We start from the raw sequence: 26,336 nt of genomic DNA, 5'->3' as shown, positions 1-26,336 counted from the left end.
CTGGCGCGCAGTTGGGCGTCAGCACTCGATAATGTTGACCGCCAAACCGCCACGGGCGGTTTCCTTGTATTTGCTTTTCATGTCGGCGCCGGTCTGGCGCATGGTGCGGATGACCTTGTCGAGGGATACAAAGTGCTGCCCATCGCCGCGCAGGGCCATGCGCACGGCATTGATCGCCTTGACCGAACCCATGGCATTGCGCTCGATACACGGTACCTGTACCAAGCCGCCAATCGGGTCGCAGGTCAGGCCGAGGTTGTGTTCCATGCCGATCTCGGCGGCGTTTTCCACTTGGGAAACGCTGCCGCCCAACACTTCGCACAGTGCGCCGGCCGCCATGGAGCACGCCACGCCGACTTCGCCCTGGCAGCCAACTTCGGCCCCGGAGATCGACGCGTTTTCCTTGTACAAAATGCCGATGGCGGCGGCGGTGAGCAGGAAGCGCACCACGCCGTCTTCATTCGCGCCCGGGATAAAGCGCATGTAGTAATGCAGCACTGCCGGCACGATCCCGGCGGCACCATTGGTGGGCGCTGTGACCACGCGGCCGCCGTTGGCGTTTTCTTCGTTGACCGCCAGGGCGTACAGGTTGACCCAGTCGAGTACCGACAGCGGGTCGCGCAGGGCCGATTCGGGGTTCTTGCACAGTTGGCGATGCAGGGCGGCGGCGCGGCGCTTGACCTTCAAGCCGCCCGGCAAGATGCCTTCGTTGCGACAACCGGCGCTCACACAGTCCTGCATCACTTGCCAGATCTTCAGCAAGCCGGCGCGGGTTTCTGCCTCAGGGCGCCAGGCACTTTCGTTGGTCAGCATCACCTGGCTGATGGACAGCCCGTAGGTGGCGCAATGGCCAAGCAAGTCCTTGGCGTGCTTGAAGGGGAAGGTCAGGGGGGTGGTGTCTTCGACGATCCGGTCGGCGCCGGCGGCGTCTTCATCCACCACGAACCCGCCGCCGACCGAGTAGTACTCGCGGCTGCGAATCTGGATACCCGCGGCGTCAAAGGCCCGAAAGATCATGCCGTTGGGGTGGTAGGCCAGGGGTTTGCGAATCATTGCCAGGTGTTCTTTCTCGTTGAACGCAATGCTGTGTTCGCCGAGCAGGTTCAAGCGACCGTCGCTGCGCATCTGCGCCAGGCGTGCGGCCACGGTTTCGGTGTTCACGGTGTCCGGGTGTTCGCCTTCCAGGCCCAGCAGCACGGCCTTGTCGCTGCCGTGGCCTTTACCGGTGGCGCCGAGGGAGCCGTAGAGTTCCACCTTGATGCCGGCGGTGGCGCTCAGCAGGTTGTCCCGCTTGAGGCCCTCGACGAATCGAGCGGCCGCGCGCATAGGGCCGACGGTGTGGGAGCTGGAGGGGCCGATGCCAATCTTGAACAGGTCGAACACGCTTAACGACATGAGTTGTTCTCCGGTTTCTTATTGTTCTTGAGGTCATACGCGGTCAAGTGTGGGAGGGGGCTTGCCCCCGATGAGGGTGTGTCAGTCACCCGATCTATCAACTGACACTCTGCCATCGGGGGCAAGTCGAATCGTCGCACCGCCCCTCCCACATTTGATTACGCGTAGCTCTCGATCGAAGGGCACGCGCATACGAGGTTGCGATCGCCAAACACGTTGTCGACCCGGCCAACCGGTGGCCAGTATTTGCCTTCGATCAACGAAGCTACCGGGTACACCGCCTGTTCACGGCTGTATGGGTGGCTCCATTCGCCCACCAGTTCCGCCGCGGTGTGCGGGGCGTTTTTCAGTGGGTTGTCGTCCTTGTCCAGGGTGCCGTTTTCCACCGCTCGGATTTCTTCGCGGATGGCGATCATCGCGTCGCAGAAGCGGTCCAGTTCTTCCTTGGATTCACTTTCGGTGGGCTCGATCATCAAGGTGCCGGCGACCGGGAACGACATGGTCGGTGCATGGAAACCGAAGTCGATCAGGCGCTTGGCCACGTCATCCACGCTGATGCCGCTGCTGTCTTTCAGCGGGCGCAAGTCCAGGATGCATTCATGCGCTACCAGGCCGTTGCTGCCGGTGTACAGCACGGGGTAGTGCTCTTCCAGGCGACGGGAGATGTAGTTGGCATTCAGGATCGCCAGTTGCGACGCACGCTTGAGGCCCGCACCGCCCATCATGCTGATGTACATCCAGGTAATCGGCAGGATGCTTGCGCTGCCAAAAGGCGCTGCGCACACCGCGCCTTCCTTGCGCTCCATGGCCGCGTGGCCCGGCAGGAATGGCGTGAGGTGCGATTTGACGCCAATCGGGCCGACGCCCGGGCCGCCACCGCCGTGGGGGATGCAGAAGGTCTTGTGCAGGTTCAGGTGGGACACGTCGCCACCAAACTTGCCCGGTGCGCACAGGCCGACCATGGCGTTCATGTTCGCGCCGTCGATGTACACCTGGCCGCCGTTGTCGTGGATGATCCCGCAGATTTCGCGGATGCCTTCCTCGAACACACCGTGGGTGGACGGGTAGGTGATCATCAGCGCGGCGAGGTGTTCGCGGTGCTCGATGGCCTTGGCACGCAGGTCTTCGATATCCACGTTGCCCCGGGCATCGCAGGCGGTGACGACCACGCGCATACCGGCCATGTTGGCGGTGGCCGGGTTGGTGCCGTGTGCCGACGATGGGATCAGGCAGATGTCGCGACGGGCTTCGCCACGGCTCTGGTGATAGGCGCGAATGGCCAACAGACCGGCGTACTCACCCTGGGAACCGGCGTTCGGTTGCAGGGAGATCGCGTCGTACCCGGTGGCCGCGCAGAGCATGGCTTCCAGGTCAGAGGTCAATTGCAGGTAGCCGGCGCTTTGCTCGGCTGGGGCGAAGGGGTGCAGGGCACCGAATTCAGCCCAGGTCACCGGGATCATTTCGCTGGCGGCGTTGAGCTTCATGGTGCATGAACCCAGCGGGATCATGGTGCGGTCCAGTGCCAGGTCCTTGTCGGCCAGCTTGCGCAGGTAGCGCATCAGCTCGGTTTCCGAGTGATAACGGTTGAACACCGGGTGGCTGAGGATCGGCGACTGGCGCAGCAGCGCGGCGGGCAGGGTGCTGTCGACGCTGGCCGCCAGGGCGGCGAAGTCCGGCAGGGCTTTACCGTCGGCCAATACGCTCCACAGGGTCTCGATATCGGCCTGGGTGGTGGTTTCATCCAACGACAGGCCCAGTCGCGCAGCGTCCACGACCCGCAGGTTAATGCGTTGGGCGCGGGCTTTGTCGTGCAGCGCGGCGGTGTGAGTGCCGGTGGCCAGTGTCAGCGTGTCGAAGAAGGTGGCTTGTTCAACCTGAAGGCCCAAGGTGGTCAAGCCCTTGGCCAGGATCGCGGTCAGGTGGTGAATGCGCTGGGCGATCTGGGTCAGGCCTTTAGGGCCGTGGTACACGGCGTACATGCTGGCGATGTTGGCCAGCAGCACTTGGGCGGTGCAGATGTTGCTGGTGGCTTTCTCGCGGCGGATATGTTGCTCGCGGGTCTGCATGGCCAGGCGCAGGGCCGGCTTGCCGAAGCGGTCGACTGATACACCGACCAGACGCCCCGGCATATCGCGCTTGAACGCATCCCTGGTGGAGAAGTACGCTGCGTGCGGGCCACCGAAGCCCAGCGGCACGCCGAAGCGTTGCGCGCTGCCAATGGCCACGTCGGCGCCGAACTCACCCGGTGGGGTCAGCAGGGTCAGGGCCAGCAGGTCGGCGGCTACCGCCACCAGCGCATGGGCGGCATGGAAGCGTTCAGCCAGTTCACGGTAGTCGAACACGTCACCGTTGCTGGCCGGGTATTGCAGCAGTGCCCCGAAGAACGGGCTGACGTCGGTCAGTTCGCGCTCATCGCCCACCACCACATCGATGCCCAATGGCTCGGCACGGGTGCGCAGCACATCGAGGGTTTGCGGGTGGCTGTGGATCGAGGCAAAGAAGGCATTGCTGCCTTTGTTCTTGCTCAGGCGCTTGCAGAAGGTCATGGCTTCGGCGGCCGCGGTGGCTTCGTCGAGCAAGGAGGCGTTGGCGATCGGCAGGCCGGTGAGGTCGCTGATCAGGGTCTGGAAGTTCAGCAGCGCTTCCAGGCGGCCTTGGGAGATTTCTGGCTGGTACGGGGTGTAGGCGGTGTACCAGGCCGGGTTTTCCAGGAGGTTGCGCAGGATCGGCGACGGCGTATGGCAGTTGTAGTAGCCCTGGCCGATATAGGTCTTGAACAGTTGGTTCTTGCCTGCGATCGCCTTGATCCTGGCCAGTGCCTCGGCTTCGCTCAGGCCATCTTCCAGGCCGAGCACGCTGGTGCCCTTGATGCTTTCCGGGATCACGCTGGCGCTCAAGGCTTCCAGGGAGTCAAAACCCAGGCTGGCGAGCATCTGCTGCTCATCGTCCTGGCGCGGGCCGATATGGCGGGCGATGAATTCGTTGGCGGTGCTCAGGTTGATACTCATGGCGCGCTCCTCAGGCTTCGGCGTTGGCTTTGATCAGGCGGTCGTACGCATCCTGATCCAACAGTTTAGCGATAGCCTCGGCATCGGCTGGTTTAAAGCGGAAGAACCAGCCTTCGCCCATCGGGTCTTCGTTGACCAGTTCCGGGCTGCCGTCGAGCTTGTCGTTCACTTCCAGCACTTCACCGTCCAATGGCATGTACACGCCGCTGGCGGCCTTGACCGACTCAACGGTGGACGCTTCGGCGCCCTTGGCGTAGGCCTGCAACTCTGGCAGTTGCACGAAAACCACATCACCCAGCGCGTCCTGCGCGAAAGCGGTGATACCCACGGTGACGCTGCCGTCAGCTTCGGCGCGCAGCCATTCGTGATCTTCAGTGAAACGCAACTCGCTCATGGAAACTCCTCGGGGCCAGATTCGTCTGGTGGACGGGATTGGAATAATGGGGAGTTGCTTAGCAATATTGCGGCCAATGTTATTAATTCGTTACAAATCAATAGGTTAATAAAATGGGTTATGACGTTATGCGTTTTGCCTGTAGCGATTTCGCTACAGTCCGGCCGTCTAAAAAAAGCCTATGTGGATCAAAGCCTTGCATGGCGCGTAAAAAACAGGGTTGTAGCGATATCGTTCCACTGTAGCGCTTTCAGTACAGTGGATGTCGTTCTCAGACCCTTTTTTGAAACGCGACCCTGTAGGCGCGAGCTTGCTCGCGAAGATCGTCAACGATGACGCAAGCAGCCTGGATGAACGCAGCACCCTTGGGGCTTTCGCCAGCAAGCTTGCGCCTGCAGTGGGCAGAGCCCGGCTCAGGGCTTGTTCGGGATGCCGTACTTGCGCAGGCGATGGGCGATAGCGGTGTGGGAGGTTTGCAGGCGGCTCGCCAGTTGACGGGTCGAGGGGTAGCTGGTGTAGAGCTTCTCCAGCAGGTTGCGCTCGAAATCGTCCATAGCCTGTTCCAGGCTGTCGACCTCGCCATCGCTTTGGCGGGCGACCGAGGTGCCGGCGATATCCAGGTCACCAATGTCCACCAGGCTGCTTTCGCAGATGGCAGCTGCGCGGAAGATCACGTTCTGCAACTGCCGCACATTGCCCGGCCAGCGGTTGCCGAGCAGCGCCGGATACGTGCCGGGCGCCAGGCGGCACACCGGTCGCTGGATCTGGGCACAGGCCTGCTGCATGAAGTAGCGCGCCAGCAGCAGGATGTCCTGGCCGCGCTCGCGCAGGGGCGGCACTTCGACGTTGAGCACGTTGAGCCGATAGAACAGGTCTTCGCGAAAAGTCCCCTCGCTGACCATCTTTTCCAGGTCGCGGTGGGTCGCGCTGAGGATGCGCACATTGACCTTCACTTCGCGATCACCGCCGACCCGGCGAAAGCTGCCGTCGTTGAGAAAGCGCAGCAACTTGGCCTGCAGGTACGGCGACATCTCACCGATCTCATCCAGGAACACCGTGCCCTGGTTGGCCAGCTCCATCAGCCCCGGCTTGCCACCGCGCTGGGCGCCGGTAAACGCACCGGGGGCATAACCGAACAGTTCGCTTTCGGCGAGGTTCTCCGGCAGCGCCGCGCAGTTCAGCGCCAGGAACGGTGCGCTGTACCGCGCACTGATGGCATGGCAGGCGCGTGCCACCAGTTCCTTGCCGGTACCGGTCTCGCCCTGGATCAACAGCGGTGCATCCAGCGCGGCCACCCGCTGCGCGCGCGCCTTGAGGGTGCGGATCACCGGGGACTCGCCCAACAGTGCATCGAAGCCTTCGGCATGGTCGTGGTGCAGCGCAGACAATTGCTCGCCGATGCGGTTGGGCTGATAGAGCGTGAGCAGGGCGCCGGCATCGGTGATCGGGGTGGCATCCAGCAACAGGGTCTGGCCGTTGACGTTGATTTCGCGCAACGGCAAACGAAAGCCCTGTTCCAGCAAGGTGTCCAGCAACGCGGGGTCATTGAACAGCTCGGCAATGCTTTCCCCGGCCGGCTCGCGGCCATACAGGGCGATCAACGCCGGGTTGGCCAGCAGGATCGTGCCGGCGCTGTCCAGGGCCAGTACCGGGTCGGTCATGGCCGCCAGCAGGGCGTCGAGTTGCAGGTGGCGACGTTGGCCGGGGAGGATGTCGACCACGGTGACCGACTGGACGCCGTGCACGCTGAACAGCGCATCGCGCAACTCTTCAAGGACTTCGGCACTCAGGGTCGGCGCGTCGATGTAGACGTTGGGCGGCACCATTTCCACGGCATCCAGGTTGAGATTGCGCCCACCGAGCAAGGCCAGGACTTCCTGGGTGATGCCGACGCGGTCGATGAAGCTGACGTGGATACGCATGGGGCGCTAACAATTCTGGGGAGCGAGAGGCGGCAAGTATGCCTTGGCGCGGATGGAGATCAAAATATGGGAGGGGCGGTGCGACGATTCAACATGCTCCCGATGGCGGTGTGTCAGTCAGCTGGTCCACCGCCATCGGGAGCAAGCCCCCTCCCACATTTTGAGCAGTGTTGTGTCAGTGCAACCGGGTTATTCCAAGTGTTCAGGCTTGATCGGGTCGCCGGATTTCACATCCAGTTGATGCCGTACATCCTCGAACATCTGGTCGTACTGTTTGTGCATCGATCCATTCAACACGGCGATCTTCGGCATGCCGTATTTCTGCGCGATGTTCATCGCATGCCGCGCAAAGTCGAAGGCCTGGTCCTTGGGCAGGAAGAACTCTTCCTTGAGGTCCTTGCCCTGCACCGAGCCGTGCAGCTTGAACAGCATGCCCTTGCCTTCCTTTGGGTCCTGGCTGATTTCGTAGTCGATACACAGGTTGTAGCTGTAGTCCTGGGTATTCAGCGCGTGACGTTCAACGTGCAAGTGACCGGGTTCAAAGGTGGCCATAGGCGTATCTCCTCTACTTCACAGATAGGTGATGCCAGGTGTTGCCGTGCTGATGCGTGTGCCGGCACTGCCCTGGACGATGGCTTCGATGTCGGAGAGTGAACCGATCACTGCGGTTTTGCCAGTCTGGCGGGCGAACTCGCAGGCTGCTTGCACCTTGGGCCCCATGGAGCCGGCGGCGAAACCGAGTCTTTCCATTTCATCCGGGTGGGCCTGGCCGATAGCCTTCTGGGTCGGTTTGCCAAAGTCGATATACGCCGCGTTGACGTCGGTGGCGATCACCAGCAAATCGGCTTCCAGTTGCGATGCCAGCAGCGATGAGCACAGGTCTTTGTCGATGACCGCTTCAATACCCTTGAGCTTGCCGTCTTCGCCATACATCGTTGGAATACCGCCGCCGCCGGCGCAGATCACGATGCTGCCCTTTTCCAGCAGCCATTGGATCGGGCGAATTTCAAAGATGCGTTTCGGCCGCGGGCTGGCCACGACGCGGCGGTATTTATCGCCATCCGGGGCGATCGCCCAGCCCTTTTCAGCGGCCAGTTGCTCGGCTTCGGCCTTGGAGTACACCGGGCCTATGGGCTTGCTGGGGTGCTGGAAGGCCGGGTCGTTGGCGTCCACTTCGACCTGGGTGAGCAGGGTGGCGAAGGGCACTTCGAAGTCCAGCAGGTTGCCCAGTTCCTGTTCGATGATGTAGCCGATCATGCCTTCGGTTTCCGCACCGAGCACGTCCAGCGGGTAGGGCGATACGCTGGTGTAGGCCGCAGCCTGCAACGACAGCAGGCCGACCTGCGGGCCATTGCCGTGGGCGATGACCAGCTCGTTGCCGGGGTGGATCTTGGCGATCTGTTCGGTGGCAATGCGGATATTGGCGCGTTGGTTGTCTGCGGTCATGGGTTCACCACGGCGCAGGAGGGCGTTGCCGCCCAGGGCTACGACGATGCGCATAATGCAATCCTTCTAGAGCTCGTAATCCTTTGTAGGAGCGAGCTTGCTCGCGAAGGAGGTCAACGATAACGCGCCCATCCTGAATGAACGCGGTGCCCTTGAATTTTTCGCGAGCAAGCTCGCTCCTACAGTGGGATCGCAGCAGGGTTTAGATATCCGCGAGTGCCGACACCAGGATCGCCTTGATGGTGTGCATGCGGTTTTCCGCCTGCTCAAAGGCAATGTTGGCCGGCGACTCGAACACTTCTTCAGTCACTTCCACACCATTGGCCAGGTTCGGATAACGCGCGGCGATGTCCTTGCCGACCTTGGTCTCGCTGTTATGGAACGCCGGCAGGCAGTGCATGAACTTCACGCGCGGGTTGCCCGAGGCTTTCATCATCTTGGTGTTGACCTGGTACGGCAGCAGCTGCTCGATACGTTCGTCCCACGCCTCCACCGGCTCACCCATGGAGACCCAGATATCGGTGTGGATAAAGTCCACGCCTTTGACCGCTTCTTTTGGGTCTTCGGTGATGGTGATACGCGCGCCGCTTTCTTCGGCAAAGGCCTGGCACTGCTTGATGAAATCTTCATGGGGCCACAGGGCTTTTGGCGCGCCGATGCGCACGTCCATGCCCAGCTTGGCGCCGATCATCAGCAGCGAATTGCCCATGTTGTAGCGTGCGTCACCCAGGTAGGCGTAGCTGATGTCATGCAGCGGCTTGTCGCTGTGTTCGCGCATGGTCAGGGTGTCGGCGATCATCTGGGTCGGGTGGAATTCAGCGGTCAGGCCGTTGAACACCGGCACGCCGGCAAACTTGGCCAGCTCTTCGACGATTTCCTGCTCGAAGCCACGGTATTCAATGGCATCGAACATGCGGCCGAGCACGCGGGCGGTGTCTTTCATGCTTTCTTTGTGGCCGATCTGCGACGACACCGGGTCGATATAGGTGACGTGAGCGCCCTGGTCGTGGGCTGCCACTTCGAACGCGCAGCGGGTACGGGTCGAGGTTTTTTCAAAGATCAGCGCGATGTTCTTGCCTTGCAGGTGTGGACGCTCGGTGCCGGTGTATTTGGCGCGCTTGAGGTCGCGGGACAGGTCCAGCAGGTAATGCAGTTCGCGGGTGGTGTGGTGCATCAGCGACAGCAGGCTGCGGTTGCGCATATTGAAAGCCATGGTGGATCTCCTTCTGTTCAGGTTATCCCCTGGGCCGACGCCTTATGAGCGGCGGCCAAGGTTTGAAAGTTAGTAGTCGATAGGGTCGCGGATGATCGGGCAGGTCATGCAGTGGCCGCCGCCCCGGCCCCGGCCGAGTTCACCGGCGCTGATGGTGATGACTTCCACGCCGGCCTTGCGCAGCAGGGTGTTGGTGTAGGTATTGCGGTCGTAGCCGATGACCACGCCCGGCTCCACGGCGACCACGTTGTTGCCGTCGTCCCACTGCTCGCGTTCGGCAGCGAAGCTGTTGCCGCCGGTTTCGACGACCCGCAGGGCCTTGAGGTTGAGCGCTGCGGCCACGGTTTCGAGGAAGTTGGTTTTCTCCCGTTGAATATCGATGCCGTGTGGCTTGCTCTCGTCAGGGCGCAGGGTGAAGGGCACGATCTGGCTGACCACTTCGGGGAAGATGGTGACCAGGTCGCGGTCGCAGAAACTGAACACGGTGTCCAAGTGCATCGCCGCGCGGGATTTTGGCAGGCCGGCAACGATCACCCGTTCCACGGCTTTGTTCTTGAACAGGTTGCGCGCCAACTGGCCGATGGCCTGGTGGGATGAGCGCTCGCCCATGCCGATCAACACCACGCCATTGCCAATCGGCATGACGTCGCCACCTTCCAGCGTGGCGGCACCGTGTTCCTGGTCGGGGTCGCCATACCAGATTTGGAAGTCGGCGTTGGTGAACTCGGGGTGGAATTTGTAGATGGCGCTGGCCAGCAGGGTTTCCTGACGTCGCGCCGGCCAGTACATCGGGTTGAGCGTCACGCCGCCGTAGATCCAGCAAGTGGTGTCGCGGGTGAACTGGGTGTTGGGCAGCGGCGGCAGAATGAAGCTGGCGTGGCCGAGGAAGTCGCGGAACATCTCGATGGTTTTGCCACCGAAGCTGCTCGGCAGGTCATCGGCCGACACGCCACCAATCAGGAACTCGGCGATCTTGCGGGGCTCCAGGCTACGCAGCCAGGAACCGACTTCATCGACCAGGCCCAGACCGACGGTGTTGGAGGTGATCTTGCGCTCCAGGATCCAGTCCAGGGCTTCGGGGTTGGCAACGATATCGGTCAGCAGGTTGTGCATTTCCAGCACATCAATGTCCCGCTCGCGCATCTTGGTGACGAAATCGAAATGGTCGCGCTTGGCCTGCGCCACCCACAACACGTCATCGAACAGCAATTCATCACAGTTGTTGGGGGTCAGCCGCTGGTGGGCCAAACCTGGGGAGCACACCATGACTTTACGCAGTTTGCCGGCTTCGGAATGTACGCCGTACTTCACTTTTTCCGTGGTCATTACAGATCCTCCAGTGAGCAACAATTACATAGTCAGGAAGCCGGCGTAGAGCCCATAGGCGGCCACCAGGGCGCCAATGACCACTGCGACGAAAATCAGCTTCTCGACGTTGGTGAAAATCGGTTTGCCCAGTTCATGCTTGGCCTTGGCGAACAGGATCGCGCCGGGGGCATAGAGCAGGGCGGAGAGCAGCAGGTATTTGGTGCCGCCGGCATACAGCAGCCAGACCGCATAGATCAGCGCGATCGCGCCGATGACCAGGTCTTTCCTGCGTTCGCCCGCGGCGTTTTCGTAAGTCTCGCCACGTACCGCCAGCAGCAGCGCATAGGCAGCGGACCACAGGTAAGGCACCAGGATCATCGAGGTGGCGAGGTAGATCAGCGACAGGTAGGTGCTGGCGGAAAACAGCGTGATCACCAGGAATACCTGGACCAGCGCGTTGGTCAGCCACAGGGCGTTGGCCGGCACATGGTTGGCGTTTTCGCGGCGCAAAAACTCCGGCATGGTGTGGTCCTTGGCGGCGGCGAACATGATCTCCGCACACAGCAGCACCCACGACAGCAACGCACCGAGCAGCGAGATAACCAGGCCGACACTGATCAACACGGCGCCCCAGTGGCCCACGACATGCTCCAGCACGGCAGCCATCGATGGGTTCTGCAACTTGGCCAGTTCCGGTTGGGTCATGATCCCGAGGGACAGCACGTTCACCAGCATCAGGAACAGCAGCACGGTGATAAAACCGATCACGGTGGCCTTGCCCACATCCGAACGTTTTTCGGCACGCGCCGAGAAGATGCTCGCGCCTTCGATGCCGATGAACACCCACACGGTGACCAGCATCATGTTGCGCACCTGGTTCATCACGCTGCCCAGGTCCGGGTTTTTCAGGCCCCAGATGTCAGCGGTGAAGATGTCCAGCTTGAACGCGAACACGGCGATCAACACGAACAGCACCAGCGGCACGATCTTGGCGACGGTGGTCACCAGGTTGACGAACGCCGCCTCCTTGATCCCGCGCAGTACCAGGAAATGCACGGCCCAGAGCAGGACCGAGGCGCCGATCACCGCGGCCGGGGTGTTGCCCTCGCCAAAGATCGGGAAGAAGTAACCGAGGGTGCTGAACAGCAGCACGAAATAGCCGACGTTACCCAGCCAGGCGCTGATCCAGTACCCCCAGGCGGACGAGAACCCCATGTAGTCGCCAAACCCGGCCTTGGCGTAGGCATATACGCCGCCGTCGAGGTCGGGTTTGCGGTTGGCCAACGTCTGAAACACGAAGGCGAGGGTCAACATACCCACGGCCGTGATGACCCAACCAATCAGGACAGCGCCAACATCGGCACTGGCCGCCATGTTTTGCGGCAGGGAGAAGATCCCGCCGCCAATCATTGAACCCACGACAAGTGCAACCAGTGCACCGAGTCGAAGTTTTCCGGCAGATTCAGACATTGCATAACTCCAATGCAGGAGAAGAGAGACCACAGAATAATTCCGTGCGCTATTCAAACAGCTGACTCAGATCACATCATTGGCACATTCCATTGTGAATTAATGACTTAGGCTGAAAAGCCGCGGGCAGCACTTTTCTTCGCAAAGGCGCTTTCCAGAGCGATCTGTGCGGTATGGTCAATCTTTTAGTGCAATGCGTGGACGTTTGAAGCTAGTCCTTTTTTCTGAATGTGCAAACTTTTCCAAAAGGCGACGATAAGTAGCTTGGAGGCGACAAAGTATTCGTCGTATTTAAATTCTAAATAAGCCTAAACTATGAAAACTGTCATGCCCTTGAGTTATGAGCGTGGCAGTTTTATCGCGGTCTTTAATAAACGCTACACTCGCTGAGTTAATTAGTTGAGTGCACGGTTGTCAGCTCAAACGTTATTGATTCAGGAGTCTGCATGTCTCAACCGGTCCAAAAACTTCGGCTGGGTGCCCTGATTGCCCTGGTGGTGGGGTCGATGGTGGGGGGCGGGATCTTCTCCCTGCCACAGAACATGGCCGCCCGCGCCGAAGTGGGCGCGATATTGATCGGCTGGGGCATCACCGCCGTGGGCATGTTGACCCTGGCGTTCGTGTTCCAGACCCTGGCCAATCGCAAACCGGGATTGGATTCCGGGGTGTATGCCTATGCCAAGGCCGGTTTCGGCGACTACATGGGGTTCTCGTCTGCCTGGGGGTACTGGATCAGTGCGTGGATGGGCAACGTCGGCTACTTCGTGTTGCTGTTCAGCACCCTCGGTTACTTTTTTCCGGTGTTCGGAGAGGGCAACACGCCGGTGGCCATCGGTTGCGCGTCGGTGCTGCTATGGGCTGTGCATTTCCTGGTACTGCGTGGGATCAAGGAGGCAGCGTTCATCAACCAGATCACCACCGTGGCGAAGATCGTGCCGCTGCTGCTGTTTATCGTGATCGCTGCCGTGGCATTCAAGGCGGATATTTTCACCCGTGATATCTGGGGCCTGGGCAATCCGCAATTCGGCAGCGTGGTGGACCAGGTGCGCAACATGATGCTGGTGACGGTGTTCGTGTTTATCGGTATCGAAGGCGCCAGTGTGTATTCGGCGCGGGCGGAGAAACGCTCGGACGTGGGCCGCGCGACCGTGATCGGGTTTCTTGGCGTGCTGGCGCTGCTGGTGCTGGTGAACCTGCTGTCCCTGGGCATCATGAGCCAGCCGGAACTGGCGCAATTGCAGAACCCATCCCTGGCCGGCGTGCTGGAGCATATTGTCGGCCCCTGGGGCGCATTGCTGATCAGCATCGGCCTGGCGGTATCGCTGGTGGGCGCGTTGCTGTCGTGGGCGTTGCTCTGTGCGGAAATCCTCTACGCCACTGCCCATGACAAGACCATGCCGGCCTTCCTGAAAAAGGAAAACGCCAACCAGGTGCCGGTCAATGCGCTGTGGCTGACCAATGTGATGATCCAGCTGTTCTTGGTGATTACGCTGTTTTCCCACAGCACCTACACCACCCTGATTTACCTGGCCTCGTCGATGATCCTGGTGCCGTACCTGTGGTCGGCGGCCTACGCGGTGCTGCTGAGCGGGCGCGGCGAAACCTATGAAGGCGCCCCGCACCATCGCATCAAGGACCTGCTGATTGGCTTGATCGCTTTGGGCTATGCCGTGTGGCTGCTCTACGCCGGGGGCTTGAAATACCTGCTGCTCTCGGCGTTGCTGTATGCCCCTGGGGTGATTCTGTTCGCGCTGGCCAAGCGTGAGCAGGGCCAGCCCTTGTTCAGCCATGTGGAAAAAGGCATTTTCGGCTGCGTGATCGCCGGTGCCGGGTTGGCGGCGTACGGGCTGTATAGCGGGGTGTTGTCGTTGTGAGGCTGGCGTATCAGCCGCCCGATGACTGGGCGGCCATGGTGGGTTTTCTATCGGCGCGGCATTTGCGGACATTGCTGGGTCGGGGATTGATAGTGGCTGTGCTGGCCTCATCGGGGGCAAGCCCCCTCCCACAGGATGACTGAGTATTTCCTTCGAAATGCGCTCGAGCGTGGGAGGGGGCTTGCCCCCGATGGCGATCTTCAAGTCACCACTGAGGCCGGTGGGAGCCCAGTTCCCCAGCCGGCAAATCCCACTGCAACGGCGTGCCGCTAATGCTCAGTGGCGCCAGCAAACGGTGGGCCTGACCCCAGGCTGTTTGTTCCACCACCAACCCCTGATCGCTTGGCTCTTCGGCACGCAACCCGGCCTGCTCCGGTACTTGCCCCGCATCCACCAGCAATTTCGCCGTGCGCGCCAATGACAAGCGCGCCGCCCCACCCCGGCCGGATGCCAAGCGCTCACCCAAGGCCCGGATTGCACTGGCAGCCATCAGGTAGCCGGTGGCATGATCCAGCGCCTGCAACGGCAGCGGCACTGGTTTATCCGCCCGCTTCCAGGCCATGCCCGCCTCAGCGATGCCGCTGCTCATCTGCACCAGGCTGTCAAAGCCGCGACGATTGCGCCACGGGCCGCTCCAGCCGTAGGCGTTGAGGCTGACGTCAATCAGCCCGGGAGCGAGGTGTTGCAGTTCGCCCGCGGTGTAACCCAGTTGTTCCAGTGCATCGGCGCGGTAACCGTGGAACAGTACGTCAGCGTCCTTGAGTAAGGCTTCGAATACCTGTCGGCCTTCAGCGCTTTTCAGGTCGAGGCGAGCGCAGCGCTTGCCCAGGGTCATTTCCGGTACCACGCCGGGTTCGTTCCAGGTGGGCGAGTCGATGCGCAATACATCCGCGCCCAGGCCGGCGAGGAAACGACTGGCCACGGGGCCGGCCAATACGCGGGTCAAGTCCAGCACCTTGATGCCGGTCAACGGGCGGGCAGCCGAACCGAGCCAGGGTTTGTCGGTGCCATTTTCGAAGACCTGACGCTGTATCAGTTCTTCGGCATTCACCGCCAGGCCCTGCGGATGTTGCTGCCAGGCTTGCCAGCCACGCATCTGCGCCGCACAACCGCCAGCCTCGACAATCGCCTGTTCCAGTTCGGCGGCGTTCCACGCGGCGACCTTGCTCGCCATTTCGGTGCGGTCAGCGACCTTGCCCAGTATGCGTTCGGCGGCGGCACGGTGATGGGGCGCGTTGGTGTGCAAGCGATTCCAGCCATCGGCGCTGGCATAGTCGCCGGCCACCGGGTCCCACAGTGGCGGCACTTGCCAGCCCACCGGGCGAATCGAGGAAGAGAACCAGAAGGAGGCCAGGCGTCGGTCCACGCTCACACTGGGCAGGCGCCCGGTCTGTTGCTGGATCAGTTGGGCGACGGCCTGGCCGGCGGCACCGATGCTGGCGCTGGCCAGGTCGGTCACGGCGAAGGTCGAGGGCAGGGCGCCGGCCTCGGTCAGGGGCAGCGGGGTTTGCGGCAGATCGAGTGCAGCTTGGATGGGAGTCAGCAGGTCAGTCATCAAAGGCCCTCCGTAAGAGAAGGGCCACTATAGAAGATCCTCACATCGGTGTGACAACTCCCGGCTCCAGCGGCAGGTCAATGCTGGCGATAAAACCACCGTCGGGGTGATTGGCCAGGATCAGGCTGCCGCCGTGGCGTTCAGCGGCGCGACGGGCAATGGCCAGGCCCAGGCCGTGGCCCTGCGCAGTCTGGCCGGGCGCGCGGTAGAACGGTTCGCCCAACTGGCTCAGGTGCTCGGCGTCGACGCCAGGGCCATGGTCACGCACGCTGATCAGAATGCGTTCGCCCTGGTGTTGGGCCTGCAACTCGATGGGCAGTCCCTGTGGGTTGAAGCGCTGGGCATTGCGCAGCAGGTTATCCACCGCGCGTTCGATCATGGTCGGCCAGCCTTTGAGATGCAGGTCGGCGTCGGCCGTCAGTTGCACCACCTGGTCCGGTGCGCTGAGCTGGGCGTCTTTTTGCAGGGTCTTGAGCAGCGGGATAAGGTCGACCTCCTCGGCGCTGGCGTTGTCGGCATCGACCCGGGCCAGCACCAGAATCTCACTGATCAGCGCTTCCAGGCGGTCGCATTCACGCGTCAGGCGCGGCCAGAGCTTTTCCCGTTCCTCAGGGCTGGCACGTTCAGCCAGCGCGAGGGCGATCCGCAAGCGGGCCAGGGGCGAGCGCAGTTCGTGAGACACGTCGCGCAGCAATTGGCGCTGGCTGCCGATCAAGCTTTGCAGGCGTGCGCCCATGCGGTTGAAGTCGGTGGCGAGCACGCCGAATTCATCGCGGCGGTTGGCCAGTTGCGCCAGGCTGTTTTGCTGGTAGGTGGCCTGGCCGAGGTCATGCACCGCACCGCGCAGGCGGCTTAAGGGGCGGGTAATGGACAGTGTCACCAACAGGCTGAACAGCGTGAGCACCACCAGCGCGATCGCCAGTGCGCTCAACGGCCACAACAGGCTGTTACGGTGCCAGGCATCCAACTCCGGGTGGGGGATGCGGTAGATCAGCAGGTAGGTGTCACCGGTTTTTTCGCTGGTGTACTCGGCGGTCAGGCGCCGCCAGGGCAGGTGGCCGTCCTTGCTGTCGTTCTGCCGGGCCTCGAAGGCGGCGGCGCGTCGCGGGAAGGTGCCGCGCACCACGGGCTCGCCGCTTTCGTTGAGCACTTGCACGTCGATGTGGTACTGGCGCTTGCGCTGTTGCAGCAGGTCTTGGGCGGCGTCCTCGCCCTGGGTTTCGTAGAGTTGGGTCCACTCTTCGGCCAGGTTATTGAGGCCGGGATGGCGGCTGAGAATCCAGGCGTCCTGGTTGAGCATATGCCCAAGCAGGATCGACAGCCCGGCAACCAAGGCGATGGCCAGCCAGAAACTGGCCAGGATGCGCCAGAACAATGAACGCACAGGAAACCCTCAAACAGGAAAAGCCCAGTGGCGTGAGCCACTGGGCTGGGGGAGTGACGCTAACGCATTATTGCGCTTTTTGCGGCTGTTGCGCCTTCCAGGCCTGGAATTCCTTCCACTCGGCACGGCGCTGTTCTTGCTTCTTGACGATTTCGTCGAATTTTTTCTGCTGGTCGGGCTTGAGCACGGCACGGATGTCGGCCTGGGTTTTCTGTCTGCCGGCTGCGATTTCATCCTGCATGGCTTTCTGGTCAGCGGCCGGGAGTTTGTCCAGGTACTTTTTGACCAGGTCTTTGCGAGCGTGCCATTGGTCACCCATCAGCCTGCCGATCTGCTCGCGCTGTTCCTTGCTCAAATCCAACTGGCTGAATGGGCCACCCTTGCCACGCGGGCCGTGTTCACCGCCGTGGCCCGGGCCACCCATCATGTGGCCTTCAGGGCCGCCCATCGGGCCTGGACCTTCGGGCATCGCGGCCATGGCAATGGTCGGCAGGGCGGCGGCGAACATCAGAGCGATTAGGGTCTTGCGCATGGTGATTCTCCTGTCTCTATTCCGGTGAGTCCGGATGTGAGTAGATTACGGAGATCAAGGTCAGCGGCGGTCAGGTGTGGGTAAAGCTTGGGTAAAGAGGGTTTTGTCGCGAACTGACAAAACCCTGTAGGAGCGAGCCTGCTCGCGAAAAACGCAAGATAAGCGCGGGCATTCAGGCCGCCCGTATTATCGTTGACGTTTTTCGCGAGCAAGCTCGCTCCTACAGGGGCGGGGGGGTTAGAGGCTGTAGTAGTAACCGCGACTGCGCAGCGCCACGATCCGTGGCCGTCCGTCCGGGTGCGGGCCGATCTTTTTGCGCAGGTTGCTTACGTGCATGTCCAGGCTGCGATCGTAAAGGGTCAGCTTGCGGCCGAGGGCGATCTGCGCCAGTTCCTGCTTATCCAGCGGTTCGCCGGGCTGGCGCAGCAAGGCTTCCAGCAGGCGGCTTTCGGAGACGGTGAGGGTGAATTCCTGTTCATCAATGCTGACCACGCCGCGCACCGGGCTGAAGCACAGGTCGCCCAGTTCAAGCTGGGTCGACACGGCCGCCGGGTGGCTGCGGCGTAATACCGCGCGCAGGCGGGCAGTCAATTCGCGGGGGTCACAGGGCTTGGCCAGGTAATCGTCGGCACCCAGTTCCAGGCCGAGGATACGGTCCAGCGGTTCGCCCCGGGCCGAGAGCATCAACACCGGCAGCTCCGGGTGGTCGTTGCGCAATTGCTTGAGCAGCTCCAGGCCGCTGCCGTCGGGCAGCATCACATCGAGCACCACCGCCGCTGGGGCGCTGTCGGCCAATGCTTTACGGGCGCTCAAGCCGTCGTGGCAGGCGCGTACCTGGAAGCCTTCCTGGCCCAACCAACTGGTCAGCAGCTCACAGAGCTCCTGGTCATCATCTATCAGTAGCAGCTCGCTCATGACTCACTCAATTTAGCCATTGTCGACGACGACGGTGTCCACCGCTGGCGAAGATCCCGCACAGCAAGGCGATCAGCGCGACGGCCCCACCGGTGACGAACCATTGCTGTTGCTCGGTCAGCCATCGGGTCAAGCCGCCACCCTCTGTTTCTTTGAGTTGCTGGACCAGGCGTTGGTTCTCTTGGCGCAAGCGACTCAGTTGAGCGCTTTCGCGGGCCGCATCGGCCGTTTGCAGTTGCTTGCTCAGTTCTTCGCGCAGTCGTTCGCTTTCTTTCAAACGTTGCTGCAATTCGGTGATCTGGCTGCCGGCACTCAAGGACAGGGGCGTAGAACTGCCGGTGTTCGAGGTTTCTTCAGCGTGGGCCGTAGCCCCGATCATTAACACTGCCAACAGACACAACTGACGTAAGCGCATCGGAACTCCTGATTCCACACGAATATTCAGAACGTTGTCGGCAGGTTACCGAGAATAATGAGCAAATAGGAGTGCGCCGAACCGATTAGGTTCGGCGCGACCCGAATCAAGGCAGGACTTGCTTGAACGGTTTGACCACGACGTCGGCGTAGACGCCGGCAGCGACATAGGGGTCGGCCTTGGCCCAGGCCTGGGCGTCGGCCAGGGAAGCGAACTCGGCGACGATCAGGCTGCCGGTGAAACCGGCGTCGCCCGGGTCGTTGCTGTCAACGGCCGGGTGCGGGCCGGCCAGCACGATGCGGCCTTCGGCTTGCAGCACTTTCAGGCGCTCGACATGGGCCGGGCGCACGGACAGGCGTTTTTCCAGCGAGTTGGCAACATCGGTAGCAATGATGGCGTAGAGCATGTCAATCCTCGGTTTTCGGCGTGGTGGGGTCGGTGTCATGCAGGTGACGCGACAGGTAGATGCCCTGACCGACCAGGAACAGCACGGTCATGCCCAGGCTGCCGAACACTTTGAAGTCGACCCAGTAGTCCTGGAAGGTAAAGGCCACGAACAGGTTGGCGGCGCCGCAGAACAGGAAAAACACGATCCAGGCCACGTTCAAGCGGGTCCAGACCGGCTCCGGCAGGGTCAATGCATGGCCCATGATCCGCTTGATCAGCAGGCGATCCCCGATGAAGTGGCTGCCGATGAATGCGAGGGCAAACAGCCAGTTCACCACCGGGGCTTTCCATTTAAGGAAGGTTTCGCTGTGGAAGGCCAGGGTCAGGCTACCGAAGACCAGGCACGCCACCAGGGTCAGCCATTGGCTTTTTTCCAGCTTGCGCTGGGAGATGAAGATGGCGCCGTAGACCACAATGGAGCTGATGATCAGCACCGCGGTGGCGCTGTAGATGCCTCCGACGGTCAGCTCATGGCCGGCGAGATCGATGACCCTGGGGTCGAGTTTGTAAACGATGAAAAACAGCAACAGCGGGATGAAGTCGATGAATTGTTTCACAGTAAGAGCCAGAAGCTGGATGTGGCGGCATAATAACAAACATCCTTGGTAGCGAAAGCGCCAGCTGACTTGAGGTTACACTCCCCCGTGAATGTTGATTTGCACTGCCACAGCACGGCCTCCGACGGCGCCCTGGCGCCCGCGGTACTGGTTGCGCGTGCGTTTGAAAAAGGCGTGCGAGTCCTATCGTTGACCGACCACGACACCCTCGAAGGCCTCGATGAAGCCCGCGAGACGGCGCATGCCCTGGGCATGCAACTGGTCAACGGCGTGGAATTGTCCTGCACCTGGGGGGGCGCCACCATTCATGTGCTGGGCTATGGCTTCGATCAAAAAGCCCCTGCGCTGGTCGAGGCCATCGCCCAATTGCACGATGGCCGTTGGCTGCGGTCCGAAGAAATAAGTCGCAAGCTCGGCCTTAAAGGCATGGCCAACGCCCTCGACGGCGCCCGGGCCATCCAGCAGGAACTGGGTGACAGCGGCAACGCGCCGGCCCGTCCGCATTTTGCCGACTGGATGGTGCGTGAAGGGTTTGTCAGGGATCGCGCCGAAGCTTTTCGCAAATGGCTGGGCGCCGGCAAGTTGGGCGACGTCAAGCAACACTGGCCAACCCTGGAAGACACCGTCGAGACCCTGCGGGCCTCCGGGGCCTGGGTCAGCCTGGCACATCCCTGGCATTACGATTTCACCCGCAGCAAGCGCCGCAAGCTGATTGGCGACTATATTGGTGCGGGCGGCCACGCGATTGAAGTGGTTAACGGGCATCAACCCGCCGAACAGGTTGGCAGCCTGGCGATTCTTGCCCGCGAATTTGGTCTGCTGGTCAGTGCCGGCAGTGACTTTCATGGCCCAGGCGGCTGGTCCGAGATTGGCGAGTATCGCCCCGTCCCGGAAGACTTGCCGCTCTTGTGGGGGCGATTCAAGCATGACCCCATTACTGCCACCGTCTGAACAGGTAGAACACGTGAGTCAATTCTTCCAGATTCATCCGGAAAATCCCCAGGCGCGCCTGATCAAGCAGGCTGTGGAGATCATCCGCGCCGGCGGCGTGGTGATCTATCCAACGGATTCGTCCTACGCCATTGGTTGCCAGATTGGCGACAAGAACGCGGTCGAGCGTGTCCGGCGCCTGCGGGGCCTGGACAAGAACCACAACTTCGCACTGATTTGCAGCGACCTGTCCCAATTGGGCCTGTTCGCCAAGGTCGACACCGGCACCTTCCGCCTGCTCAAGGCCCACACGCCGGGGCCCTACACCTTTATCCTCAACGCCACCCGCGAAGTGCCGCGCCTGCTGCTGCACCCCAAGAAGCGCACCATCGGCCTGCGCGTGCCGGAACATCCCATTGCCCTGGCCCTGCTGGCCGAGCTGGGTGAGCCGTTGATGAGCGTGTCGTTGATCCTGCCCGGCGAAGCCGAGCCGCTATACGACCCCTACGAAATGCGCCGCCTGTTGGAAAAACACGTCGACCTGATCATTGACGGTGGTTATGGCGGCAACAAAGCCTCCACCGTGATCAACCTGGCCGACGGCGAGCCGGAAGTGGTGCGTGTCGGCTGCGGTGACCCGACTCCGTTTATGGTCGAGGCCTGAATGTCGGCCGTGGAAACCGTCGACAGCCAGGCCGGCGCCCAACAGGAACTGCCGTTCGCCATGGTGTACGGCCAGGCGGTCATGGAAATGCCGCTGGACCTGTACATCCCGCCGGACGCCCTGGAAGTCTTCCTCGACGCCTTCGAAGGCCCGCTGGACTTGCTGCTGTACCTGATCCGCAAGCAGAACATCAACATCCTCGACATTCCGGTGGCGGAAATCACCCGCCAGTACATGGGCTATGTCGAGCTGATGCAGTCGGTGCGCCTGGAGTTGGCCGCCGAGTACCTGGTGATGGCTGCCATGCTCGCCGAGATCAAGTCGCGCATGCTGCTGCCGCGTTCGGAAACCGTCGAGGCTGAAGAAGACGACCCGCGTGCCGAACTGATCCGCCGCTTGCAGGAGTACGAACGCTTCAAGGCCGCCGCCGAAGGCATCGACGGCCTCAGCCGCGTGGGCCGCGATGTGCTGGTGCCCAAGCTCGACGCCCCGGAGGCCCGAGCGCGCAAATTGCTGCCGGACGTGAGCCTGGAAGAGTTACTGATGTCCATGGCCGAGGTGCTGCGCCGTGGCGATATGTTTGAACACCACCAGGTCAGCCGCGAGGCCCTGTCGACCCGCGAGCGCATGAGCGACGTGCTCGAACGCCTCAAGGGCGGTGGCTTCGTGCCGTTTGTCGAGCTGTTCACAGCCGAAGAAGGGCGCCTGGGGGTGGTGGTGACCTTTATGGCGATCCTCGAACTGGTCAAGGAGTCCTTGGTCGAGTTGGTCCAGAATGAGCCTTTTGCGGCTATCCACGTGCGGGCGCGAGCCGAATAAAGAGCTGAATCGATGAATCTGACTGAACCCCGCGAACTGGCCCCGTTGCTGGAGGCCTTTCTCCTGGCCTCGGGTAAGCCGCAATCTCTGGAGCGCCTGTTCGAACTCTTTGAAGAAGCCGAGCGCCCTGAGCCCCCGGTCTTCAAAAAGGCGCTGGAGATTTTGCGCAAGTCCTGCGATGGCCGCGCCTTTGAACTGCGCGAAGTGGCGTCGGGTTACCGCCTGCAGATCCGTGAGCAGTTTTCCCCGTGGGTCGGCCGCTTGTGGGAAGAACGCCCGCAGCGCTATTCCCGTGCGATGCTCGAGACCATGGCGCTGATTGCCTATCGCCAGCCGATTACCCGGGGCGAAATCGAAGACGTGCGCGGCGTGGCGGTCAACAGCCATATCGTCAAGACGCTGCTGGAGCGCGAGTGGATTCGCATCGTTGGCTACCGCGATGTGCCCGGCAAGCCGGCGATGTTCGCCACTACCAAGGCATTCCTCGACCACTTCAATCTGAAAAACCTCGACGACTTGCCGCCGCTCGCCGAACTGCGCGAGATGGAAGCCGAGCCGGTGCTCGAGTTCGACGACGTGCCGGTTCCGGCCAGCCTGCAGGAACTGGCCGATGCCACCGCCGAGCCGGAGGAGCCAAAGGACGAAACCAGCTTCCACACCCTGTTGCTGGAACTGGACGACATGGAGCAGGGCATCAAGACCGACTTCGACGACTTGTTGCGTGACGGCGCATCCGAACCGGACGCCCAGGTAAACGTCGAAACCGAGCCGGTGGTCGAAGTCGAAATTGAACCTGAACCTGAACCTGAACCTGAACCTGAAGCAGAGGCCGAGGCCGAGGAAGACATCCTCGGCGTCGCCGAAGCCCGGGAAAAACTCCTGGCCGCCGTCGCCGCCCTCGAACAACCGCCGTTGAGCGATGAAGAAGACGAAGCCCGCGCGCTGGCCGAAGCCATCGAGAACGAGCGACGCCAGCTAGAAGACTGACGCGATCCCCCTGTAGGAGCGAGCTTGCTCGCGAAGATCGTCAACGAAAACGCGGGGAATCTGGGGGGGCGGTGTTCTTGCGTTTTTCGCGAGCAAGCTCGCTCCTACAGGATGGGCACCACCGGTCGGCGGAAAGACCACTGACCTGGCGCTTATCGACTAGTCTCTGATGCGCAACGCGCAGCATGCGCGTATGATTCGCGACCCTTTGCCGACGTATTCGGCCAAAGCCCCGCTTTCAACACTCTTCAGGCCACGCCTGAATCGACCCACCGGGAGGTGCTTAAGATGAACGACAAAGACCAGAACGACAGCCAGGAAATCGGCCCAGCAGGCGAAAAACTGCAAAAGGTGCTGGCACGTATCGGCGTGGGCTCGCGCCGCGACGTCGAAGCCTGGATCACCCAGAAGCGCATCAAGGTCAACGGCGTTGAAGCCACCCTTGGCCAGCGCGTCGACCTGCACGATGCAATCACCATTGATGGCAAGGTCATCAAGCGTGAAGAGGCTGCCGAATCGGTACGCCGCGTCATCATGTACAACAAGCCCGATGGCGAAATCTGCACCCGTGACGACCCGGAAGGCCGTCCGACCGTGTTCGACAAGATGCCAAAGCCCAAAGAAGGCCGCTGGATCAATATCGGCCGTCTCGACATCAACACCACCGGCTTGCTGATGTTTACCACCGACGGTGAACTCGCCAACCGCCTGATGCACCCGTCTTACGAGATGGACCGTGAATACGCGGTGCGTGTACGCGGTGAAGTCGACGACGAGATGATCGAGCGCCTCAAGGCTGGTGTGGTACTGGAAGACGGCCCGGCCAAGTTCACCGACATCAAGCAGGCTCCAGGCGGCGAAGGCTTTAACCACTGGTACCACTGCGTGGTGATGGAAGGTCGTAACCGTGAAGTCCGTCGCCTGTGGGAATCCCAGGGCCTGGTGGTCAGCCGCCTGAAGCGCGTGCGTTTTGGCCCGGTGTTCCTCAACTCCGACCTGCCAATGGGCCGCTGGCGCGAAATGAGCCAGTACGAAGTCGACATCCTCAGCGCCGAAGTTGGCCTGACGCCGGTCGCCATGCCGCAGATGAACGCCAAGAGCAAAGACAAGCTCGAGCGTATGCAGCGTAAATCGTCGCGCCCTGTGGCCCGTACCGAGCGCGTTGCGCGCACCCTGCGCCCGGCACTGAACGCACCGGCAACCGGCGGGCGTATTTCCCGTGAGCCGCAGATCGAAGGCGAGCGCCGCCCAACGGCTCCGTCGCGCCAGGAAGGCGAGCGTGCACCACGCGCACCGCGCCCGGCAGGCCGTGGTGAAGCACCTGCTGGTGGTCGCAGTAATCGCGGTGAGGCCGGTCGCGGTGCGCCATCGGATCGTCCGGCCGACAGCGCCAACACCAAACGCCCAGCCAAGCCAGCGCCGAAAAAGCGCCCGGGCCTGAAACTGGTCGCAGACGAGCCGTCGGGCAAGCGCCGTGGCGCTCCTGCGGGTTCCGGTCAGCGTCCGGGGTTTGGTCGCAAGAAGCCGCAGTGATGTAAGCGCTGCACACCAACGCCAACCCTAGGGTTGGCGTTTTTTTTTGCCTTGGAATACAGGCAAAAAATGTGGGAGGGGGCTTGCCCCCGATAGTGGTGTATCAGCTTGCCAATCCGGCGACTGATGCACCGCTATCGGGGGCAAGCCCCCTCCCACATTTGGATCTTCATCCTTTTCAAGATCGATGCTCAGAACGCGAACGTGCCGTCAAACACCGGTTTGTCATCCAGGGCCAAGACCCCACTGGCAAAGATCAGATCCAGGTGATGGCTGCCTTTCTGCCCGCCGCCCAAGCCCAGGTGCAAGCCGCAATGACGCTCCTCGAACCCGGCATTGCGGGCGTACAGATCCTTGACCCCCTCATTGGTGCCGATCCCCAGCTCTTCCACCCGGCGGTTGGAGGGGTTGGCATTCAGGTATTTGTTGAAATCCTCCGCGAGCCCCGGCACGTCACTGGCCACGCTGCAGATGGTCGAGTTCTCGATCCACAACTCCAAGGGTGATTGCAGTACACCGTATTTGCGCGCAAAGGGGATGGTGCTGAGGAAGGTCCCCATGAACCGCACTTGGCCATTGATCGCCTCGCTGTGGGTAGCGATCTCGCCGGGGGCCAGGTCGTGGTTGCCGATACCGTTGATATTGGTCCACTTCTTGATGCTGCTCAGCGGCGCTTCCAGGCGCGAGCCGTGTTCGTCGGTAAAGCTCAGCACCGTGGCCTGGGACATGCGCCGGATCAGCGTGGCATTGAGGTCGGCGATACGCTGCGGTTCGACGCTGAAGGTGTCGTAGAAATAGTCGCCGTAATCCTTGAACAGCAGGGATTTCTTCCAGTGTTCAGCCATGACCTCATGCAAGGCACGAATAAAGTCCGGGCCTTCGGCGCGTGGGTTGGGCAAGGTCGAGGAGTCGTACAGAAACAGGTACAGGTCGCAGGCTTCGATGGCCTGGGCCAGGTGGTGGCTGGGCGCCAGGTCCAGGCGTTGTAGCTGGAAGTTAAAACGGGCGGCACTGCCGTGGGTGATGGCCTGGGCAATGGCGTCGTAGCGTTCGGTATGGCCCAGTAACACGGTCGGGCGGCTCAGGCCGATAAGGGCCGGGTGATGCGCGAGGTAGTAGAGAAAGTGTTCGACGGCGCGGGCCTTGTCCATGACGTATGTCCTTCTGTGCCTTGGGTAAGGGGGCAGGTGCCGTGCACAGCACCTGCCGGATGCCTGCCGCGTGTTAGAAAGGCCACATCGCGGTGCCAAAGGGCACAACGGCGTCGGCTTGCATCATTTCAACGGCTGCCTCGTGGGTCGGTGCTTCAAACCAATCGTCAAGTTGCAGTTCGGTTTCCAGGTCTTTTTCCAGTGCTTGCATGGTGTATCTCCTAGAGGACGTTGTTTGAGAACGGCTTGCCAGCGGCTTCGCTGGGCAAGTGAAAGAACCTAGGTGAGAGTGTTTGGTAATGCAAAAAATTTATTGACACGGTTTCATTTGCATTTTTTGTTCTGTTTTTTCAGGGCGTCGATTTATTCAGAAAAAACAGTTGGCTAGCTGACACGACAGGTCAGCAATTTCCTGGC

24 protein-coding genes are annotated in these 26,336 nt (G+C 61.5%); 6 read left to right on the top strand and 18 right to left on the bottom strand.

Translation table 11 applies throughout. From position 1 onward, the window contains the following. Positions 1 to 18: 18 nt before the first annotated feature. From P2T68_RS29335 to arcD (P2T68_RS29295), 9 genes are all read right to left on the bottom strand, one after another. On the bottom strand, positions 19 to 1,395 hold the full coding sequence (locus P2T68_RS29335) for an L-serine ammonia-lyase (protein WP_024077133.1): 1,377 nt from the start codon (positions 1,393 to 1,395) through the stop codon (positions 19 to 21). 158 nt (positions 1,396 to 1,553) lie between these two features. Beyond that, positions 1,554 to 4,403: an aminomethyl-transferring glycine dehydrogenase gene (gene gcvP, locus P2T68_RS29330; protein WP_277378659.1), complete on the bottom strand. Its 2,850-nt coding sequence runs from the start codon at positions 4,401 to 4,403 to the stop codon at positions 1,554 to 1,556. Between the two features lie 10 nt (positions 4,404 to 4,413). Beyond that, positions 4,414 to 4,797: a glycine cleavage system protein GcvH gene (gene gcvH / locus P2T68_RS29325; RefSeq protein ID WP_024077131.1), complete on the bottom strand. Its 384-nt coding sequence runs from the start codon at positions 4,795 to 4,797 to the stop codon at positions 4,414 to 4,416. Between the two features lie 413 nt (positions 4,798 to 5,210). Continuing rightward, positions 5,211 to 6,719, bottom strand: coding sequence for a sigma-54-dependent transcriptional regulator (locus P2T68_RS29320; protein ID WP_024077130.1), 1,509 nt, complete (start codon positions 6,717 to 6,719; stop codon positions 5,211 to 5,213). A 189-nt stretch (positions 6,720 to 6,908) separates the two neighbouring features. Further along, the gene (locus P2T68_RS29315) at positions 6,909 to 7,271 is read right to left on the bottom strand and encodes a DUF5064 family protein (RefSeq protein WP_024077129.1); all 363 of its coding nucleotides are present in this window, start codon (positions 7,269 to 7,271) and stop codon (positions 6,909 to 6,911) included. Positions 7,272 to 7,289: 18 nt separating this feature from the next. Continuing rightward, positions 7,290 to 8,219: a carbamate kinase gene (gene arcC, locus P2T68_RS29310; protein WP_168232537.1), complete on the bottom strand. Its 930-nt coding sequence runs from the start codon at positions 8,217 to 8,219 to the stop codon at positions 7,290 to 7,292. A gap of 148 nt (positions 8,220 to 8,367) precedes the next feature. Continuing rightward, on the bottom strand, positions 8,368 to 9,378 hold the full coding sequence (locus P2T68_RS29305) for an ornithine carbamoyltransferase (protein WP_024077127.1): 1,011 nt from the start codon (positions 9,376 to 9,378) through the stop codon (positions 8,368 to 8,370). A 69-nt stretch (positions 9,379 to 9,447) separates the two neighbouring features. Further along, complete coding sequence (gene arcA / locus P2T68_RS29300; RefSeq protein WP_024077126.1) at positions 9,448 to 10,704, bottom strand: arginine deiminase; 1,257 nt, start codon at positions 10,702 to 10,704, stop codon at positions 9,448 to 9,450. Between the two features lie 24 nt (positions 10,705 to 10,728). After that, positions 10,729 to 12,156, bottom strand: a complete 1,428-nt coding sequence (gene arcD / locus P2T68_RS29295; RefSeq protein ID WP_277378658.1) for an arginine-ornithine antiporter — start codon at positions 12,154 to 12,156, stop codon at positions 10,729 to 10,731. 446 nt (positions 12,157 to 12,602) lie between these two features. Here arcD (P2T68_RS29295) and arcD (P2T68_RS29290) point away from each other — a divergent pair, with 446 nt between their 5' ends. Next, positions 12,603 to 14,030 (top strand): arginine-ornithine antiporter, encoded by a 1,428-nt coding sequence (arcD, locus tag P2T68_RS29290; RefSeq protein WP_024077124.1) that lies wholly within the window; start codon positions 12,603 to 12,605, stop codon positions 14,028 to 14,030. A gap of 205 nt (positions 14,031 to 14,235) precedes the next feature. Here the strand turns inward: arcD (P2T68_RS29290) and P2T68_RS29285 are convergent, their stop codons facing one another. The 7 genes from P2T68_RS29285 to P2T68_RS29255 all read right to left on the bottom strand — a co-directional run bounded on the left by P2T68_RS29285 (position 14,236) and on the right by P2T68_RS29255 (position 19,835). After that, positions 14,236 to 15,585 carry a CoA transferase gene (locus P2T68_RS29285; protein WP_277378657.1) on the bottom strand — a complete coding sequence of 450 codons (1,350 nt, stop codon included), beginning with the start codon at positions 15,583 to 15,585 and terminating at the stop codon, positions 14,236 to 14,238. Between the two features lie 40 nt (positions 15,586 to 15,625). Continuing rightward, positions 15,626 to 16,969 (bottom strand): HAMP domain-containing sensor histidine kinase, encoded by a 1,344-nt coding sequence (locus P2T68_RS29280; RefSeq protein WP_024077122.1) that lies wholly within the window; start codon positions 16,967 to 16,969, stop codon positions 15,626 to 15,628. A gap of 67 nt (positions 16,970 to 17,036) precedes the next feature. Continuing rightward, positions 17,037 to 17,501 (bottom strand): LTXXQ domain protein, encoded by a 465-nt coding sequence (locus tag P2T68_RS29275; protein ID WP_277378656.1) that lies wholly within the window; start codon positions 17,499 to 17,501, stop codon positions 17,037 to 17,039. A 237-nt stretch (positions 17,502 to 17,738) separates the two neighbouring features. Then, a complete protein-coding gene (locus tag P2T68_RS29270; RefSeq protein ID WP_024077120.1) occupies positions 17,739 to 18,416 on the bottom strand; it encodes a response regulator transcription factor in 678 nt (225 codons plus the stop codon). Positions 18,417 to 18,423: 7 nt separating this feature from the next. Next, positions 18,424 to 18,831: a translation initiation factor 2 gene (locus tag P2T68_RS29265; protein ID WP_024077119.1), complete on the bottom strand. Its 408-nt coding sequence runs from the start codon at positions 18,829 to 18,831 to the stop codon at positions 18,424 to 18,426. A 106-nt stretch (positions 18,832 to 18,937) separates the two neighbouring features. Then, a complete protein-coding gene (locus P2T68_RS29260) occupies positions 18,938 to 19,237 on the bottom strand; it encodes a YciI family protein (RefSeq protein ID WP_024077118.1) in 300 nt (99 codons plus the stop codon). 1 nt (position 19,238) lies between these two features. Further along, complete coding sequence (locus P2T68_RS29255) at positions 19,239 to 19,835, bottom strand: septation protein A (RefSeq protein WP_069076936.1); 597 nt, start codon at positions 19,833 to 19,835, stop codon at positions 19,239 to 19,241. Positions 19,836 to 19,922: 87 nt separating this feature from the next. Between P2T68_RS29255 and P2T68_RS29250 the strand changes: the two genes are divergently transcribed. The 5 genes from P2T68_RS29250 to rluB all read left to right on the top strand — a co-directional run bounded on the left by P2T68_RS29250 (position 19,923) and on the right by rluB (position 24,768). Next, positions 19,923 to 20,786 carry a PHP domain-containing protein gene (locus P2T68_RS29250; RefSeq protein WP_168232541.1) on the top strand — a complete coding sequence of 288 codons (864 nt, stop codon included), beginning with the start codon at positions 19,923 to 19,925 and terminating at the stop codon, positions 20,784 to 20,786. A gap of 13 nt (positions 20,787 to 20,799) precedes the next feature. Next, positions 20,800 to 21,429: an L-threonylcarbamoyladenylate synthase gene (locus tag P2T68_RS29245; protein WP_024077115.1), complete on the top strand. Its 630-nt coding sequence runs from the start codon at positions 20,800 to 20,802 to the stop codon at positions 21,427 to 21,429. A gap of 120 nt (positions 21,430 to 21,549) precedes the next feature. After that, positions 21,550 to 22,248: a ScpA family protein gene (locus tag P2T68_RS29240; protein ID WP_172831386.1), complete on the top strand. Its 699-nt coding sequence runs from the start codon at positions 21,550 to 21,552 to the stop codon at positions 22,246 to 22,248. A gap of 12 nt (positions 22,249 to 22,260) precedes the next feature. After that, on the top strand, positions 22,261 to 23,235 hold the full coding sequence (scpB, locus tag P2T68_RS29235; protein ID WP_277378655.1) for an SMC-Scp complex subunit ScpB: 975 nt from the start codon (positions 22,261 to 22,263) through the stop codon (positions 23,233 to 23,235). A 288-nt stretch (positions 23,236 to 23,523) separates the two neighbouring features. Further along, on the top strand, positions 23,524 to 24,768 hold the full coding sequence (rluB, locus tag P2T68_RS29230; RefSeq protein WP_024077112.1) for a 23S rRNA pseudouridine(2605) synthase RluB: 1,245 nt from the start codon (positions 23,524 to 23,526) through the stop codon (positions 24,766 to 24,768). A gap of 191 nt (positions 24,769 to 24,959) precedes the next feature. Here rluB and P2T68_RS29225 read toward each other — a convergent pair whose 3' ends face one another. Next, a complete protein-coding gene (locus P2T68_RS29225; RefSeq protein WP_277378653.1) occupies positions 24,960 to 25,919 on the bottom strand; it encodes a leucyl aminopeptidase in 960 nt (319 codons plus the stop codon). 73 nt (positions 25,920 to 25,992) lie between these two features. Further along, positions 25,993 to 26,130, bottom strand: coding sequence for a hypothetical protein (locus P2T68_RS29220; RefSeq protein WP_003237751.1), 138 nt, complete (start codon positions 26,128 to 26,130; stop codon positions 25,993 to 25,995). Positions 26,131 to 26,336: the final 206 nt, after the last annotated feature.

The sequence above is a fragment of the Pseudomonas sp. G11 genome (genome assembly GCF_029457515.1).
GTDB classification, from domain to species: domain Bacteria; phylum Pseudomonadota; class Gammaproteobacteria; order Pseudomonadales; family Pseudomonadaceae; genus Aquipseudomonas; species Aquipseudomonas gorinensis.
The sequence above is the reverse complement of the archived record's forward strand: the minus strand, read 5'-3'. Positions and strand labels throughout refer to the sequence as shown.